This window comes from Streptomyces sp. NPDC058008, assembly GCF_042886395.1.
Classification (GTDB): Bacteria; Actinomycetota; Actinomycetes; order Streptomycetales; family Streptomycetaceae; genus Streptomyces.
The window spans coordinates 85,730-100,501 of record NZ_JBHVQX010000029.1 but is presented as its reverse complement, the minus strand read 5'-3'; the positions used below and the strand labels follow the sequence as shown (position 1 = coordinate 100,501).

The following is a 14,772-nucleotide window of genomic DNA, read 5'->3' as shown; positions in this document are numbered from 1 at the left end:
GGACCCGCTGGACCCGCTGGACCCGCTGGACCCGCTGGACCCGCTGGACCCGCTGGACCCGCTGGACCCGCTGGACCTGCTGGACCTGCTGGACCCGCCAGTGCGTCCGCCTGCCGTCCCGCCGTCTCGCCGGCGCGTCCGCGTGCCGGAGCGTGTGTGCTTCCGGCGTCGTGCCCGCGGCCGTCGAGCCGCTCGTTCCGCGGCCCGGAAGGCCCGCTCCCGCCCGTGCTTCTGCCGCCCCTCGGATGCTGCCCGTGCGCCGCCCTGCTCCCCTTGCGAGTGCTAGCGCGGACGCGCTAGCTTGAGGTCGTGCCCAAGACTCAGCTGAACGTTCGAGTGGACGAGGCCACCGCCGAGGCGGCGCGCCAGCGCGCCCTGCAACGAGGGATGAGCGTGAACCGCTACATAGAGGAACTCGTCAAACAGGATGCGGGCGAGGTGGGACACACCTTCGTCGAGGCCGCGGCCGACTTCATGAAGCAGTACGAGTCGGTGTTCGCCGAGGAGTTCGGCCCGGAGCGCGAAGGCACCCGTTGAACCTGCAGATCGACCTTTCCTGGCTGCTGATGGTCGCCGAGCACAAGACGCCCGGTGATCCGCAGGTCGTCGACTGGGGTGCGCTCGTCGCCGCTGTCAGCCGGCACGAGGCGGAGATCTTCGGCAGCCCCGTCTACAGCGACCCCCACTCCAGGGCGGCCGCCATGCTCCAGCTGCTCCTCCACGTGCCCGCCCTCGAACACTCCAACGCGATGTTCGCCTCCGCCGTCGCCTACGGCTACCTCATCGCTTCGGGGCTGAAGGTCATCACTTCTCCCGAGCAGGTGCGCGACCTGGCCCGGCTGGTGAAGGAGGGCAAGGCGGACGTGCGGGCCATCGCCGACGAACTGCGCCGGTGGAGTCTGTGACGGTTCCGCCCGGGGCAGCCGGTAACGGTTCCGCCCGCCTCGTCGCGGCGATGAGCGCCCCGACCGCCTGACCGGGGGACCCGACCCGCCCCGACCGCCTGCCCCGGCGGACCCGGTGACCGTCGCGGCCCCTCAGCTCGCCGCCGCCGAGCGGTCCACCACGGCGGACCGGCGGGCCACACCGAGGACGCACGGGGAGTTCGGCAGCCGTACGCCCTTTTCCGGGATACGGAAGCTGCGGTACACCCCCAGCTCGAAGCCGGCCTCCTCGATGGCCGCCGGCGTGTCCCGCGCCGTGTGGCAGCCCCCGAACAGCAGCGGCCACAGCGTGCGGTCCGCCGCACGCTGAACGGTCGCCAGTGCCCGGCCGGGGGCCACGGTGTGCTCGAAGAAGCGCAGCTCACCGCCGGGCCTGAGCACCCGCTCGATCTCCGCGAGCGCCCGGGGCAGGTCGCGCACGGTGCACAGGACCAGTGAGGCCACCGCCGCGTCGAACGCCTCGCTCTTGACCGGCAGCGCCTCGGCCGTCCCCGGCACCACGTCGACCGGCACCTCCGCCCGGAACGCCGCCCCGGCCGCGAGTTGTCGCAGGCCGCGCTCGGGTTCGATCGCCACCACCTCGGACACGGTCCCCGGGTAGTGCGCGAAGTTGAGGCCGTTGCCCGCGCCGATCTCGATCACGCGCCCGGAGAGACCGCTGAGGAGTTCCCGGCGGCGGGCCGCCACACCCCCCTTGAGGTCGGCGGTCACGCTCAGCCGTGCGTAGAAGCGGGCGAATACCGGGTGGTGCACCGCGTCCCGGGGGACAGGTGAGCTGCGCCGACGCATGACGGGGCCTCCTCGGAGGGCACGTGGATACGGCTCTCCTACGATTCTCCCCCGGGCCCGCTCAGCCGCTCATCCGGGGCGACGATTCCCACCGAGCTCCGGTGCCAGCCAACCGGCCGCCCGCGCCTGGAAGTCGGCCGGCTCAAGAGCGCCCGCTCCGGCCGGCACCGCGCCGAGCAGCGGGGCGCCCGCCGAGACCGGCAGGTCGTCCAGGTTGCACCGTGCGGCCAGGTCCGGATCGGCCGGCATGCTGCCCACGACCACTCCGGGACACGAGAGCCCCCGCGCCCGCAGGGCCTCCGTCGTCAGCGCGGTGGCGTTCAGGGTGCCGAGACCCGCGGGTGCCACCACCAGCACGGGCGCCTCCATCAGCCGCGCGGCATCGGCGAGCGTGGCACCCCGCTCGTCGTAGCGGACGAGCAGGCCGCCCGCGCCCTCGACCAGGACCAGGTCGTGCTCCGTCGTCAGCTTCTGGGCCGCCTCGGCGATCTCGTACGGGCGTACGGGGGTGAGGCCGGCCCGGCGTGCTGCCGTCTCGGGCGCCAACGGCTCCGGGAAACGGGCCAGTTCGACCGCCGTGACGTGTGCGCCCGCCAGCCGCGCGACCTCGGCCGCGTCCCCCGGTTCGCCGGGGGCGAGACCCGTCTGGGCGGGCTTGAGGACCGCGACCCGGAGATCCCGGAAGGCGGCCGCCACCGCCGCGGTCACGATCGTCTTGCCGATCTCGGTGCCCGTACCGCTCACCACGAGGATCGTCATCTCAGCCCTCCTCCGCCGCGGCGCACACGGCCCGGCAGATCCGTGCCACGTCGTCGTCGCCCGTCACGTAGGGCGGCATCGTGTACACGAGGTCCCGGAACGGCCGCAGCCACACACCCTCGCGTACCGCGGCCCGCGTCGCGGCCGCCATGTCCACCTCGTGATCGAGCTGGACGACCCCGATCGCACCCAGCACCCGGACATCACGTACACCCGGTACGGCGGCGGCTTCGGCCAGTCCCTGGCGCAGCCCCGCACCGATCCGCTTCACCTCCAGCTCCCAGTCCTGGCCCAGCAGGAGGTCCACGGACGCGCAGGCCACCGCCGAGGCGAGCGGGTTGCCCATGAAGGTCGGACCGTGCGCCAGCACCGGCACGTCCCCGCTCGAGATGCCCTCCGCCACCCGTGAGGTGCAGAGCGTCGCCGCAAGCGTCAGATAACCGCCGGTCAGTGCCTTGCCGACGCACATGACGTCCGGTGACACACCTGCGTGCCCGGCCGCGAACAGCTGTCCGGTACGGCCGAACCCGGTCGCGATCTCGTCGAAGACCAGCAGCACGTCGTGCGCGTCGCACGCCTCGCGGAGCACCCGCAGATACGCGGGGGAGTGGAAACGCATCCCGCCCGCCCCCTGCACCACGGGCTCCACGATCACCGCCGCCAGTTCATCGGCGTGCGTGGCCACCAGTTCGCGCAGATGGGCCGCGTAGGCGGCGTCCGGCTCGGCGTCGAAGCCGTCCGGTGGGGCGTCCGCGAAGACCTGCCGCAGGAGGGACCCCGACCACAGCTCGTGCATCCCGCCCTCCGGGTCGCACACCGACATCGGCTGCCAGGTGTCCCCGTGGTAACCGCCGCGCCAGGTCATCAGCCGGTGCTTGCCGGGCCGCCCCGCCGAGCGCCAGTACTGCAGGCACATCTTCACCGCGACCTCGACGGAGACCGATCCCGAATCGGCGAGGAAGACGTGCCGCAGGGGCTCCGGGGTGATCTCCACCAGCCGCGTCGCCAGCCGGACGGCGGGCTCGTGCGTGAGCCCGCCGAACATCACATGGCTCATCCGGTCCAGTTGGCCGCGGGCGGCCTCGTTGAGGACCGGATGGTTGTAGCCGTGCACCGCCGACCACCACGACGACATGCCGTCCACCAACTCGTCCCGGCCGTAGGCCGGTTCGGCGAGCCGGAGACGCACCCCGGACGCGGACTCCACGACCAGCGGCTCCTGCCGGCCCGGCATCGGGCCGTAGGGGTGCCAGACGTGGGCCCGGTCCAGGGCGCGGAGTTCCGCGGGGCTGAACCGATCAGGCATTGGGAGCGAGGTCCGTTCCGGCCCCGCGACGGCGGACCGCCACCAGATCCGTACGCGCCGCCGGATCCGTACGCGCCGCAAGCACCTCCGGCGCCTCCGGGACCGCCTCGGCGGTGTCGCCGCACGGAGCGCAGCCGCCCTCGTGCGAGCCGCAGCCGCCGGCCGGTGCGCGGTGCTCGGGAAGCGTCGTCGTGTCGGCCCCCTCCACCTCGAAACCTGCGTCCGCGATCATGTCGAGGTCGGTCTGTCCCGACTGGCCCTCACTGGTCAGGTAGTCGCCCAGGAAGATGGAGTTGACCAGGTTCAGGGCGAGCGGCTGCATCGAACGCAGATGGACCTCGCGACCGCCCGCGAGCCGCACCTCGGCGTCCGGGCAGACGAACCTGACCATCGCGAGGATGCGCAGGCAGCGCTGCGGCGTGAGGTGCCAGTCCTTCGCGAGCGGGGTCCCCTCCATCGGGATCAGGAAGTTCACCGGCACCGAGTCCGGATCCAGCGCGCGCAGGGAGAAGACGACGTCCACCAGGTCGGCGTCCGTCTCGCCCATGCCCGCGATCAGCCCGGAGCACGCCGAAAGCCCCGCGGCCTGCGCCCGCTGGACGGTGTCCACCCGGTCGGCGTACGTGTGCGTGGTCGTGATGTCCCCGTACGTCCCCTCCGAGGTGTTGAGGTTGTGGTTGTACGCGTCGGCGCCCGCGGACCTCAGCCGATCGGCCTGCCCCTCCGAGAGCAGACCGAGGCAGGCACACACCTCGACGCCCTCGTGCTGCTCCTTGATCGCCTCGATCGTCTGCGACACCCGGTCGACGTCACGGTCGGTCGGCCCCCGGCCGCTCGCCACCAGGCACACCCGCTTGGCGCCACCGGCCACCCCCGCCGCGGCGGCCTTCTTCGCCTCGTCCGGCTTCAGCCAGGTGTACTTGAGGATCTCGGCCTTGGAGCCGAGCCGCTGCGAGCAGTACGAGCAGTCCTCGGGGCAGAGCCCGGACTTCAGGTTCACCAGGTAGTTGAGTTTGACGCGCCGGCCGAACCACTGGCGGCGTACCTTTCCGGCCGCGGCCACCACATCGAGCAGTTCGTCGTCGGAGGTCGCCAGTACGGCGAGTGCTTCGTCCCGGGTCGGCAGTTCGCGCCGCAGCCCCTTGTCCACCAGCGTGTTCAGCAGGTCCATGGCGTCGATCCTGACGTACGGCACCGCCTTCGGCCAAGGAGGAACCGGACAGTAGAGCCGGCCGATGCTGTGGGTATTGCCACACCCTGGCCTGTTGCGCACCCGGTTAGGGTCTGTGAGCTGCCTACAAAAAGGGACCCGCACATGTCCTACGCCCCGTTCGACTGGATCGACGACGAGGCCCGCCACCGGGCCGGCGCCGGACTCGTCCGGACGCTGCGCCCCCGTACCGCCGACACCGAACCGCTGGACCTCGCGAGCAACGACTACCTCGGGCTCACCCGCAACCCCGAGGTGACCGCGGCCGCGGCCGCGGCGGCACGCACCTGGGGCGCGGGTTCCACGGGATCCCGGCTCGTCACCGGGTCCACCGCACTGCACGCCGAACTCGAGAACGAACTGGCGGCGTTCTGCGGATTCGAGGCCGCCCTCGTGTTCTCCTCCGGCTACGCGGCCAACCTGGCCGCGCTCACGGCACTCACCGGACGCGACTCGCTGATCGTGTCCGACGCGGGCAACCACGCCTCGATCGTCGACGGCTGCCGGCTCTCCCGCGCCACCACCGCCGTCGTGCCGCACGCGGACCCCGAGGCCGTACGGAAGGCGTTCCGGACGCACGGCGGCCGGGCGCTGGCCGTCACCGACTCGGTCTTCTCGGTGGACGGCGATGCCGCCCCGCTGGCACGGCTCGCCGAGGTCTGCCGCGAGGCCGGCGCCGCCCTGCTCGTGGACGACGCACACGGACTGGGCGTCCTGGGCGAGGGCGGGCGTGGCGCGCCGGCCGCCGCCGGACTCGCCGGCGGCGAGGGCGTCGTCGCCACACTCACCCTCTCCAAGTCACTCGGCAGCCAGGGGGGAGCGGTGCTCGGCCCCGCCCGGGTCATCGGCCACCTGGTCAACACGGCCCGGACGTTCATCTTCGACACCGGTCTCGCGCCGGCGGCCGTCGGCGCCGCACTGGGCGCGCTGCGCCTGCTGCGCCGCGAGCCCGGACGCGCGGCGAGAGCCGGTGCGGTCGCCACCGAGCTGTACGACCGGCTGACGGCCGCCGGACTCACCGCGGTACGCCCCGACGCGGCCGTCGTGTCCGTCCGCGCGCCCTCGGCCGAGTCGGCGGTGCGCTGGGCCGCCGACTGCCGTGCCGCCGGACTCGCCGTGGGATGCTTCCGCCCGCCGTCGGTGCCGGACGGCATCTCACGGCTGCGGCTCACCGCCCGGGCCGACCTGACGCGGGAGCAGATCGCGACCGCCGTCGGCACGGTCCTCGCGACGGCGCCCCTGCCCGTGAGCTGACGGGGTGGGTAGGTGGCGGCCGGCGCGGTCCGGCCGCCAAGGCCGTACAGGCCGTCGCCCGGCAGCGGGCGGGGCCGCGTCGCCCGGGAGGGCCAGGGCCGCGTCGCCCGGGACACCCCGCACGGTCCGTCCGGATCCGGCGTACCTCCGGCCGTGGTCGGCCGACTCCGGGGGCATGTGCGTCCCTTACCGCGGTATACGACAGAGTTCACCGTTTTGAGCGACAGATATCTACCTATCCAGTGGGATCACCGTCACCGGGGCCCGTATCGGTGACAGTCTGGCGCGAAGCACAATCCGGGCCGCCCGCAGGCCGGCCCGGGCGGGAAGGGACGGCGTCGCCATGGCAGACCATCAGGAAGCAACCGTCACTCTGCCGAGCGATCCGCTCTCGGTCTCCGCGGCCCGGAGACACGTGGCCCGGGTACTCGCCGAATGGGGCCTCGCCGAGGACGCCGACTCCGCAGAAACCATTCGGCTGATCGTTTCGGAGCTGGCCACCAACGCCGTGCAGCACACCTTCGGGCAGTCGCCCACCTTCACCGTGGACCTGCGGCTCGACCGGGACGCGGAGTTCTATCTCGGCGTGACGGACAGTCACCCCCGCTGGCCCCAGAAGCTCCCCGCGGCGGTGCGGCAGGACAACGGCCGCGGCATGGTCATCGTCCGCGCCCTCGCGAAGGAGTACGGCGGCCGGCTCGGCGTCAGCCCCACCCCTGACGGAGGCAAGACCGTGTCGGTCACTCTTCCCTGGCCGGTGCCCGTGCGGGTGTGAGGGCGGCGTACGAGCCCTCCCCCCGGGCAGTGCGGGCGGGAAGGCGGCGCACGAGCCCTCTCCGGTGCGGGCGGGACGGCGGGTATCTCACACGGCCGAGGCCCGGCCGAAGCCGCTGCGCAGCAACGCCATCAGCGTCGTTGCCGCAGCGGTGTTCCGGTCCCCCCGGTGCACCACGGAGATCGTCCGCCGGAAGGCCGCGGGCTCCAGGCGCCGTACCGCGAGCGGCGTCGGCGACATCGCGGCCACCATCTCCGGCACCACCGCCACGCCGAGACCCGCACTGACCAGGGCGCACACCAGGGCGTAGCCGGGAGACTCGCACACCACGGCGGGGGTGGCCCCCGCCTCCGCGAGTGCGCGCTCGACCCCGCGTCGCGGCGGATGGGCGGGCGCGCTGCTGATCAGGGGCCGGCCCGCCAGTTCGGCCACGGGCAGCGGCCCGCTGCCCTCGGAGAGCATCTGCCCGGGCGCGGTGACCAGCACCAGCTCCTCCGTGAGCAGCGGCTCGGCCGCCAGTCCTGCGGGCAGCGGCTCGACGGCCGCGGGCTCGTACGCGTGGCTCAGTGCCAGGTCCACGTCGCCCGCGGCCACCGCCGCGACCCCGGCGGGCGGCTCGTAGTCCGTCACGACCAGCTCCACATCGGGGTGCGCGCGCCGGAACGAGGTGAGCACCGGCGGCAGCAGGTGGATCCCCGCCGTCACGAACGTACCGACCCGGAGCCGTCCGCCGGACAGCCCGGCCAGCCGGGCCAGCTCGTGCCGTGCCCGGTCCATCTCGTCGAGCACGCGCCTGGCCCGGCCCGCCAGCAGTTCACCGGCTGCCGTCAGGCGGGCTCCCCGGTGGTGACGGACCAGGAGTGCCGTTCCCGCTTCCCGCTCCAGCTTGGCCAGCTGCTGCGAGAGGGCGGGCGCGGTGTAGCCCAGCCGGGCGGCGGCCCGTGTGATCGAGCCGGCCTCGGCCACCGCCACCAGCGCCGCGAGCCGCGTCGGGTCGTACATTAAGCGTTCCTTTTGGCAGACCCAGAAGATTGCAAGTACACGCTAAAGGGCCCGAGCGTCCAAGGTGGACCCATGGACGCACAACTGCTCGCTTTCGTCGCCGTGGCGGCCGGAATGGTGGCGCTGCCCGGCGCCGACTTCACCGTGGTCGTACGCAACGCCCTCGCATCCCGGGCCTCGGGGCTGGCCACCGCGGTAGGGGTCGCCGGGGGGCTCCTGGTGCACACCGCGCTGGCCGTCGCCGGACTCGCCGCCGTGCTCGTGACGATGCCCGTCCTCTTCCGCACCGTCCAGCTGCTCGGCGGTGCGTACGTGCTCTACCTCGGCCTCAGCGGGCTGTACGCGCTGCGACGCCGGAGCGCGGGGGGAGCGGACGCCGGGGAGGGCGCCCCGTCCCGGGCCCCCTCCCCGGTGGGATCGCTGCGTCAGGGTTTCCTGACCAACGCCCTCAACCCGAAGGCACCCGTCCTCTTCCTCAGCCTGCTGCCCCAGTTCGTCCCCGACGGGCAGCCGCCCCTGCCCAGGACCCTGCTGCTGGCCTCGGTCGTCGTGCTGCTCGCGCTCGTCTGGTTCCCGGCCGTGGCGCTGCTGGTGGACCGGCTGGGCCGGTGGCTGCGCCGGCCGCGTACCGCCCGTGCGATCGAGGGCGGCAGCGGCACGGCGCTCACCGCGCTGGGGCTCGTGCTGGTGACGGGGCCCCTGTTGCGCTGAGCCGGGCGGAGAAGGAGGTCAGCGGACCCTCCCGTACCAGACGTTCCCGGACCAGATCTTCTCCAGCCGGACCACGGCACCGGTCTTCGGTGAGTGCCAGATCTTCCCGCTGCCCGCGTAGATGCCGACGTGGTACACGCTGCGGCCCGCGTGGAAGAAGACCAGGTCGCCGCGTTTCCGCTGCGACCTGGAGATATGGCGGGTCTTGTTGTACTGCTGCTGGGCCGTCCGGGGGAGTTTCTTGCCGGCCTTCCTGAAGGAGTAGAGCGTGAGCCCGGAACAGTCGAACCGGTGCGGGCCCGTGGCGCCCCACCTGTAGGGCGCGCCCTTCTTCGAGGCGGCGATCTTCAGTGCTTGCGTCGAGTGGGCGGCGGCTTCGGCGTCGTTCACGAGACCCGGAGCCAGCATGGTGGTGCCTACGGCGAAGGTCAGAACCGAGGCCGTACCGACCCGGGCGAACAGAGACGGGACATGAACCTGCGCAGTCATGCGCAACCCTTCGTCAGCCGCCTGTGAAGGATGACCTGTCGGGTTCGGGCTGGCGAAGTTGCCCGGCCGCGTGATGCGGCTTCACCCCGAGGGCCGTCCGGACGTCCGGGCGGCCCGTTGTGCTCGGGTCCTCCACTCCTGCCGATCCACTCCTGTCGACCAGGCATCCGGACGGCGGCAGGACTCGGCGTCCGCCCGGACCGCCCCGCCGCGGTGGCGGGGGCTTGTCGTCCCAGGGATCTTTACTCACGCGCTGCCGGATTTCCTCGCGGAAGGTGCGATATGTGAGAGTCGTCACGACTGATCCGATCGAGTGGACGCGGTCCGCGCGCGGCCCTGGCGCGCGGACCCGACCAGCCGTGTACCAGCGGCGGAACGATGTATTCCGTTCAGCGTCCGCGCCGGTTGCGCAAGTTGGGCTGTCCCCCGGGCGGGGGACCTCCTACGCTGATCGAGCGAGGGAAACTCATCGGCCCGCCGGGCGTGTCGTGAAGACACCCCGAAAAGGCCAAGGGGGCGGCCGAGTCGGGGGCCGGGACGTTCAACTCGATGGCGGCGGAGGCACGGCGACCCGCCCGGCCCGACGCTCCCCGTCCAGCAGGCGCAACGCTCTGGCCAGGGTGTCCGCGTGGATCTGCGATTCACCCCGCTCGTGCATGGACACGAGCGCTTCCCGGAGGCCGACAGCCCGGGAGGCGAGGGCCTGGGCGGCCCGCAGCGCACCGTACGTGTCGCCGCCCCGGGCGGGATTGATGCGGCCGAGCTGGTCGAGCACCTCCAGGTAGCAGTCGATGAACTCGGCCTCGGCGCGGGTCAGTGCGGGAAGCGGCGGGAACTGGGGTGGGCGCATCGGGTGTTCACCTCGCGGAATGCGGCGGCTGGGACGGCGTGCGGTTCTCCACGACGTGGTCCACCAGTCCGAACGCCACGGCGGCCCGGGCGTCGAGGATGGTGTCCCGTTCGATGTCGGCGCTGATCTCCCGCGTCGAACGTCCCGTGTGGCGGGCCAGCATGGCCGTGAGCAGCTCGCGCTCGCGCGTCAACTCACGTGCCTGGATGTCGAGATCGGAGGGCTGGCCCCGCACCGGCTCGTCCAGGGCGGGCTGCTGGATGACTACCCGTGCGCCCGGCAGGGCATGTCGGCGCCCGGGAGCCCCGGCCGCGAGCAGGACGGCGGCGCTCGAGCCGGCCTGCCCCAGGCAGAAGGTCTCCACCTGGCAGGCCAGGAAGCGCATGGTGTCGTAGACGGCCGTCATGGCGTTGAAGGATCCGCCGGGAGAGTTGATGTAGAGGGACAGCGGCCGGTCGGGATCCGCGTGTTCCAGGTACATGAACTGCGCGATCAGGTCGCTCGCCGCGGTGTCGTCGACGGGTGTGCCGAGAAAGACGATCCGCTCGGACAGCAGCTTCGCGTACGGATCCATGCTCCGGGATCCGTAGGCGGTGCGTTCGGTGAACTCGGGCAGGACGTAGCGGGCGGCGGGACGGAACATGGCGATGCCTTTCCTCGAACCTCTGCTGCGTGGAAGCGGAGTACGTAAAAAATGTACAGGACGTACAGAAGGTTAGAATGGGGTCATGGCCTACGAGATTCCGGTGACGCAAGCCCGGGCGGAGCTCGCCGAACTGATCAACCGCGTCGTCTACGGGGGCGAACGCGTGGTGGTGACGCGGCACGGAAAGCCGCTGGTCGCCCTGGTATCCGCCGCTGACCTGCAACGACTCGAGAGCGAAGAGGCCGAGGCGCGGGAGGCGGCCGCCGCCGGTGAGGAGCAGGTGATCAGCTCGGTGTCCTCGCTGCGCTCCGTGTCGTCCGCCCCTGGCGAACGGCACCGCTTCGGCATCGCCGCGGAGCACCGCGGTGGCCACGAGGAGCGGGACAGCTGACGCGCACCGGCGTGAGGTCCGGCCGGTGCGCGAGCCGGGATCGCCGGGACCGCCGGGACCGCTGGACGGCGGCCGGTTCCGGCCGCCGAGATGACGGCCGGTGGGATAAGCGCCCGGCGCGGTCTGTTCGGGTCGGCCCGTTGTGGGCCGTGAGCGGTACGGGTGGCGGTGGACCCACCGGCCGGGCTGGGGCGCGACGGTGCTGTGCGGCCGGTAGCGGGTGGATGCCGGGCGCTGACGACCGCCCGGATCGCGGGCCCGCTGGATTCGGGCGTGGTGTCGTGCGGGGTGGTACCGCCCTCGCCCCGGTCGCGGGGGGCCGTTCGCCCCGGGCGTGGCGGCGCGCGGCTCGCGTGGCCTCGGTCCAGGTCGCGAGCCCGCTGGTTTCGGGTGTGGCGCCGCGCGGGTCGTATCGCCCTCGCCTCGGGCATGACGTCGTGCGGGTCGTGTCGCCCCCGCCCCGGTCTCGGGTTCGTTCGCTCCGGGCGCGGCGTCGTGCGGGTCATGTCCCCCGTCCCGATTGCGGGTCCGCTCGCTCCGGCTGCGGTATCGCGCGGCTCGTGTGCCCCCTGCTCCGGCGGTTGGCGGCCCCGGGTGGTCGGGGCGACCCCGTCCGGCGCAGGGGCTTTTCGGTGGGCGTGACCCCGTATACGACCTGTGCCCGGTCCCTCTCGTGCACCTCCGCCGCGTCGCGGGAAGGACCGATGGCGGAGGCGTGCCCGCGCCGATCGAAAGGCGTGGGACGGTGATCGCCCGCAAGGGCCGCACCATGACGCCCTGACCGCGGTCACCGCCGACGCCAAGCGGCGCCGCGCGTTCCCGGGAGGGCTGCGGAGCCCGCCCCGTGCCGCGAGAGGCCGGCGGGGGCGGTGCGCCGCCGTGCTCGTTCTCCTGATGCGTCCGGGGTCATGGGCGGCGGACGGTCCGTGTCGGGCGCGTGGGCGGATGGCGTCCCTGGCGGAGCCGTCCACAGGTGCCGCACGGCCGGGCTGCCGCCGACGGGGACGCCTGACGGCGACATCGCCCGCACCCGGATCCCCACGGCCCTGGACGTGCCGTGGGGCGGGCCCTGTTCGGGGAGAAGGGCCGAGGCGCCCGGGGCGGGTTGTGCGGCCCGATATCCATGGATCCGCAAAAGATCAGTTAACGCGCCGGAAAAACTTCCGCCCTAACGTGCAATACCTGGCCGCGGAAACCCCTTCGTTCTTCAACAGAGTGTTGAAGGCGGGATAGGGTCCCGCTGCGCCCGGGGCCGGTACCGGGCGGAAGACGAAGAGGGTGGAAGCGTGCAACTGACTCCGCACGAACAGGAACGCCTGCTCATCCACGTGGCAGCCGATGTCGCCGAGAAGCGCAGGGCGCGCGGGCTGCGGCTGAACCACCCCGAGGCCGTCGCGCTGATCACCTCGCACCTGCTGGAAGGCGCCCGCGACGGCCGCACCGTCGCCGAGCTGATGGCATCCGGCCGGAAGGTCCTCACCCGCGAGGACGTCATGGAGGGCATCCCGGAGATGATCCACGACGTCCAGGTCGAGGCCACCTTCCCGGACGGCACCAAGCTGGTCACCGTCCACGAGCCGATCGTCTGACGGGGGAGCAGCCGATGATTCCCGGAGAGATCCTGTACGCCCAGGAGCCGGTGCCGTTCAACGAGGGGCGCCCCGTCACCCGTATCACCGTCCTCAACGCCGCGGACCGCCCCGTCCAGGTCGGCTCGCACTACCACTTCGCCGAGGCCAACACCGGCCTGGACTTCGACCGCCGTGCCGCCCACGGGCTGCGGCTGAACATCGCCGCCGGAACCGCCGTGCGCTTCGAGCCCGGGATCCCCGTCGATGTCGAACTCGTCCCGATCGCAGGCCTGCGCATCGTCCCCGGACTGCGCGGCGACACCGGAGGTCCCCTCGATGCCTGAGCTCAGCCGCCCCGTGTACGCCGACCTGTTCGGGCCCACCACCGGCGACCGCATCCGGCTCGCGGACACCGACCTCGTCGTCGAGATCGAGGAGGACCGGTCGGGCGGCCCCGGACGGGCGGGTGACGAAGCCGTGTTCGGCGGTGGCAAGGTGATCCGGGAATCGATGGGGCAGGCCCGTACCACGCGCGCCGAAGGCGCACCCGACACCGTCATCACCGGCGCCGTCATCATCGACCACTGGGGCATCGTCAAGGCGGACATCGGCATCCGGGACGGCCGGATCACCGGGATCGGCAAGGCCGGGAACCCGGACACCATGGACGGGGTCCACCCCGACCTGGTCATCGGGCCGGAGACCGAGATCATCGCGGGCAACGGCAAGTTCGTCACCGCCGGCGCCATCGACGCACACGTCCACTTCATCTCGCCGACCCTCATCGACCAGGCGCTCTCCTCCGGGATCACCACACTCGTCGGCGGCGGCACGGGCCCGGCCGAAGGGACCAAGGCCACGACGATCACCCCCGGCCCCTGGCACCTCGCCCGGATGTTCGAGGCTCTCGACGGCTACCCGGTCAACATCGGCCTGCTGGGCAAGGGCAACACGATGTCCCGCGAGGCCATGCACTCCCAACTGCGCTCCGGCGCCCTGGGATTCAAGATCCACGAGGACTGGGGCGCGACCCCCGCCGTGATCGACGCCTGCCTGAGCGTGTGCGAGGAGACGGGCGCCCAGCTCGCCATCCACACGGACACCCTCAACGAGGCCGGGTTCGTCGCCGACACGCTGGCCGCCATCGCGGGACGGTCCATCCACGCGTACCACACCGAAGGCGCGGGCGGCGGACACGCACCGGACATCATCAGCGTGGTCTCGGAGCCCTACGTCCTGCCCAGCTCCACCAACCCCACCCGGCCGCACACCGTCAACACGATCGAGGAACACCTCGACATGCTGATGGTCTGTCATCACCTCAACCCGACGGTGCCGGAGGACCTCGCCTTCGCCGAGTCCCGGATCAGGCCCTCGACGATCGCGGCCGAGGACATCCTCCACGACCTCGGAGCCATCTCGATCATCTCCTCCGACTCCCAGGCGATGGGCCGGATCGGCGAAGTGATCCTGCGTACCTGGCAGACCGCCCACGTGATGAAGCGGCGCCGCGGCGCCCTGCCGGGGGACGGGGCGGCCGACAACCACCGGGCCCGCCGCTACGTCGCCAAATACACCATCAACCCGGCGGTGGCCCAAGGCCTGGACCGGGAGATCGGCTCCGTCGAGTCCGGCAAGCTCGCCGACCTCGTGCTGTGGGACCCGGCCTTCTTCGGCGTCAAGCCGCAGACCGTGATCAAGGGCGGCCAGATCGCCTACGCGCAGATGGGCGACGCCAACGCCTCCATCCCCACCCCGCAACCGGTCCTGCCGCGCCCCATGTTCGGCGCCGTGGGCCGGGCCCCCGCCTCCAACTCCCTCAACTTCGTGTCCTCGGCCGCCATCGGCGCCGGGCTGCCGGAGCGGCTGGGGCTGGGCAAGGCGTTCGTGCCGATCACCAGCACCCGGGGCGTCACGAAGGCGGACATGCGCGAGAACGACGCCCTGCCCCGGGTCGAGGTCGACCCCGACAGCTTCGCCGTCACCATCGACGGCGATCCCGTCGAACCCGCCCCCGCCGCCGAACTCCCCATGGCTCAGCGGTACTTCCTCTTCTGAGGTCAGGACAGCACTTC

Annotated in this window: 17 protein-coding genes and 1 riboswitch; of the genes, 9 read left to right on the top strand and 8 right to left on the bottom strand. The window is 72.3% G+C overall.

The window, feature by feature from the left end:
- Positions 1-309: 309 nt before the first annotated feature.
- A complete protein-coding gene (locus ACFVS9_RS26340) occupies positions 310-537 on the top strand; it encodes a hypothetical protein (protein WP_014157595.1) in 228 nt (75 codons plus the stop codon).
- A complete protein-coding gene (locus tag ACFVS9_RS26335; RefSeq protein ID WP_383114714.1) occupies positions 534-905 on the top strand; it encodes a fic family toxin-antitoxin system, toxin component in 372 nt (123 codons plus the stop codon). Before ACFVS9_RS26340 ends, ACFVS9_RS26335 begins: the two co-directional genes overlap by 4 nt.
- 132 nt (positions 906-1,037) lie before the next feature.
- Here the strand turns inward: ACFVS9_RS26335 and ACFVS9_RS26330 are convergent, their stop codons facing one another.
- The 4 genes from ACFVS9_RS26330 to bioB form a co-directional block, all read right to left on the bottom strand.
- A complete protein-coding gene (locus tag ACFVS9_RS26330) occupies positions 1,038-1,733 on the bottom strand; it encodes a class I SAM-dependent methyltransferase (protein WP_389936020.1) in 696 nt (231 codons plus the stop codon).
- Positions 1,734-1,802: 69 nt separating this feature from the next.
- On the bottom strand, positions 1,803-2,492 hold the full coding sequence (bioD, locus tag ACFVS9_RS26325) for a dethiobiotin synthase (protein WP_383114716.1): 690 nt from the start codon (positions 2,490-2,492) through the stop codon (positions 1,803-1,805).
- Position 2,493: 1 nt separating this feature from the next.
- Positions 2,494-3,798 (bottom strand): adenosylmethionine--8-amino-7-oxononanoate transaminase, encoded by a 1,305-nt coding sequence (locus ACFVS9_RS26320; protein WP_389936016.1) that lies wholly within the window; start codon positions 3,796-3,798, stop codon positions 2,494-2,496.
- Positions 3,791-4,969: a biotin synthase BioB gene (gene bioB, locus ACFVS9_RS26315; protein ID WP_383114718.1), complete on the bottom strand. Its 1,179-nt coding sequence runs from the start codon at positions 4,967-4,969 to the stop codon at positions 3,791-3,793. Before bioB ends, ACFVS9_RS26320 begins: the two co-directional genes overlap by 8 nt.
- Before the next feature lie 144 nt (positions 4,970-5,113).
- Between bioB and ACFVS9_RS26310 the strand changes: the two genes are divergently transcribed.
- Together ACFVS9_RS26310 and ACFVS9_RS26305 are read left to right on the top strand one after the other, a co-directional pair.
- Positions 5,114-6,262, top strand: coding sequence for an 8-amino-7-oxononanoate synthase (locus ACFVS9_RS26310; protein ID WP_389936013.1), 1,149 nt, complete (start codon positions 5,114-5,116; stop codon positions 6,260-6,262).
- Positions 6,263-6,605: 343 nt separating this feature from the next.
- Positions 6,606-7,037 carry an ATP-binding protein gene (locus tag ACFVS9_RS26305; RefSeq protein WP_383114720.1) on the top strand — a complete coding sequence of 144 codons (432 nt, stop codon included), beginning with the start codon at positions 6,606-6,608 and terminating at the stop codon, positions 7,035-7,037.
- An 87-nt stretch (positions 7,038-7,124) separates the two neighbouring features.
- On the opposite strand, the gene ACFVS9_RS26300 is transcribed toward ACFVS9_RS26305, so the two are convergent.
- Positions 7,125-8,039, bottom strand: a complete 915-nt coding sequence (locus ACFVS9_RS26300) for a LysR family transcriptional regulator (RefSeq protein WP_383114721.1) — start codon at positions 8,037-8,039, stop codon at positions 7,125-7,127.
- Positions 8,040-8,111: 72 nt separating this feature from the next.
- On the opposite strand from ACFVS9_RS26300, the gene ACFVS9_RS26295 reads away from it, so the two are divergent.
- Entirely contained in the window at positions 8,112-8,750 is a 639-nt protein-coding gene (locus ACFVS9_RS26295) for a LysE family translocator (RefSeq protein ID WP_389936009.1), read from the top strand.
- 18 nt (positions 8,751-8,768) lie between these two features.
- Here ACFVS9_RS26295 and ACFVS9_RS26290 read toward each other — a convergent pair whose 3' ends face one another.
- From ACFVS9_RS26290 to ACFVS9_RS26280, 3 genes are all read right to left on the bottom strand, one after another.
- Complete coding sequence (locus ACFVS9_RS26290; RefSeq protein WP_383114723.1) at positions 8,769-9,239, bottom strand: C40 family peptidase; 471 nt, start codon at positions 9,237-9,239, stop codon at positions 8,769-8,771.
- 3 nt (positions 9,240-9,242) lie between these two features.
- A riboswitch (cyclic di-AMP (ydaO/yuaA leader) is annotated at positions 9,243-9,439 on the bottom strand.
- A 341-nt stretch (positions 9,440-9,780) separates the two neighbouring features.
- Positions 9,781-10,089: a hypothetical protein gene (locus ACFVS9_RS26285; RefSeq protein WP_383114724.1), complete on the bottom strand. Its 309-nt coding sequence runs from the start codon at positions 10,087-10,089 to the stop codon at positions 9,781-9,783.
- Between the two features lie 7 nt (positions 10,090-10,096).
- Positions 10,097-10,732, bottom strand: a complete 636-nt coding sequence (locus ACFVS9_RS26280) for an ATP-dependent Clp protease proteolytic subunit (protein ID WP_389936006.1) — start codon at positions 10,730-10,732, stop codon at positions 10,097-10,099.
- 85 nt (positions 10,733-10,817) lie between these two features.
- Here ACFVS9_RS26280 and ACFVS9_RS26275 point away from each other — a divergent pair, with 85 nt between their 5' ends.
- The 4 genes from ACFVS9_RS26275 to ACFVS9_RS26260 all read left to right on the top strand — a co-directional run bounded on the left by ACFVS9_RS26275 (position 10,818) and on the right by ACFVS9_RS26260 (position 14,755).
- The gene (locus tag ACFVS9_RS26275; protein WP_383114726.1) at positions 10,818-11,126 is read left to right on the top strand and encodes a type II toxin-antitoxin system Phd/YefM family antitoxin; all 309 of its coding nucleotides are present in this window, start codon (positions 10,818-10,820) and stop codon (positions 11,124-11,126) included.
- Between the two features lie 1,286 nt (positions 11,127-12,412).
- Positions 12,413-12,715 carry an urease subunit gamma gene (locus ACFVS9_RS26270; RefSeq protein ID WP_383114727.1) on the top strand — a complete coding sequence of 101 codons (303 nt, stop codon included), beginning with the start codon at positions 12,413-12,415 and terminating at the stop codon, positions 12,713-12,715.
- Positions 12,716-12,729: 14 nt separating this feature from the next.
- Positions 12,730-13,041: an urease subunit beta gene (locus ACFVS9_RS26265; RefSeq protein WP_389936002.1), complete on the top strand. Its 312-nt coding sequence runs from the start codon at positions 12,730-12,732 to the stop codon at positions 13,039-13,041.
- Positions 13,034-14,755, top strand: a complete 1,722-nt coding sequence (locus tag ACFVS9_RS26260) for an urease subunit alpha (protein WP_383114729.1) — start codon at positions 13,034-13,036, stop codon at positions 14,753-14,755. Before ACFVS9_RS26265 ends, ACFVS9_RS26260 begins: the two co-directional genes overlap by 8 nt.
- Positions 14,756-14,772: the final 17 nt, after the last annotated feature.

Excerpts from the sequence above, each read along its gene's own strand:
- ACFVS9_RS26275 (WP_383114726.1), top strand. The coding sequence starts at position 10,818 with ATGGCCTACGAGATTCCGGTGACGCAAGCCCGGGCGGAGCTCGCCGAA.
- bioD (WP_383114716.1), bottom strand. The coding sequence starts at position 2,492 with ATGACGATCCTCGTGGTGAGCGGTACGGGCACCGAGATCGGCAAGACG.
- ACFVS9_RS26280 (WP_389936006.1), bottom strand. The coding sequence starts at position 10,732 with ATGTTCCGTCCCGCCGCCCGCTACGTCCTGCCCGAGTTCACCGAACGC.
- ACFVS9_RS26260 (WP_383114729.1), top strand. The coding sequence starts at position 13,034 with ATGCCTGAGCTCAGCCGCCCCGTGTACGCCGACCTGTTCGGGCCCACC.
- ACFVS9_RS26305 (WP_383114720.1), top strand. The coding sequence starts at position 6,606 with ATGGCAGACCATCAGGAAGCAACCGTCACTCTGCCGAGCGATCCGCTC.
- ACFVS9_RS26265 (WP_389936002.1), top strand. The coding sequence starts at position 12,730 with ATGATTCCCGGAGAGATCCTGTACGCCCAGGAGCCGGTGCCGTTCAAC.
- ACFVS9_RS26330 (WP_389936020.1), bottom strand. The coding sequence starts at position 1,733 with ATGCGTCGGCGCAGCTCACCTGTCCCCCGGGACGCGGTGCACCACCCG.
- ACFVS9_RS26290 (WP_383114723.1), bottom strand. The coding sequence starts at position 9,239 with ATGACTGCGCAGGTTCATGTCCCGTCTCTGTTCGCCCGGGTCGGTACG.
- bioB (WP_383114718.1), bottom strand. The coding sequence starts at position 4,969 with ATGGACCTGCTGAACACGCTGGTGGACAAGGGGCTGCGGCGCGAACTG.
- ACFVS9_RS26285 (WP_383114724.1), bottom strand. The coding sequence starts at position 10,089 with ATGCGCCCACCCCAGTTCCCGCCGCTTCCCGCACTGACCCGCGCCGAG.
- ACFVS9_RS26310 (WP_389936013.1), top strand. The coding sequence starts at position 5,114 with ATGTCCTACGCCCCGTTCGACTGGATCGACGACGAGGCCCGCCACCGG.
- ACFVS9_RS26300 (WP_383114721.1), bottom strand. The coding sequence starts at position 8,039 with ATGTACGACCCGACGCGGCTCGCGGCGCTGGTGGCGGTGGCCGAGGCC.
- ACFVS9_RS26295 (WP_389936009.1), top strand. The coding sequence starts at position 8,112 with ATGGACGCACAACTGCTCGCTTTCGTCGCCGTGGCGGCCGGAATGGTG.
- ACFVS9_RS26320 (WP_389936016.1), bottom strand. The coding sequence starts at position 3,798 with ATGCCTGATCGGTTCAGCCCCGCGGAACTCCGCGCCCTGGACCGGGCC.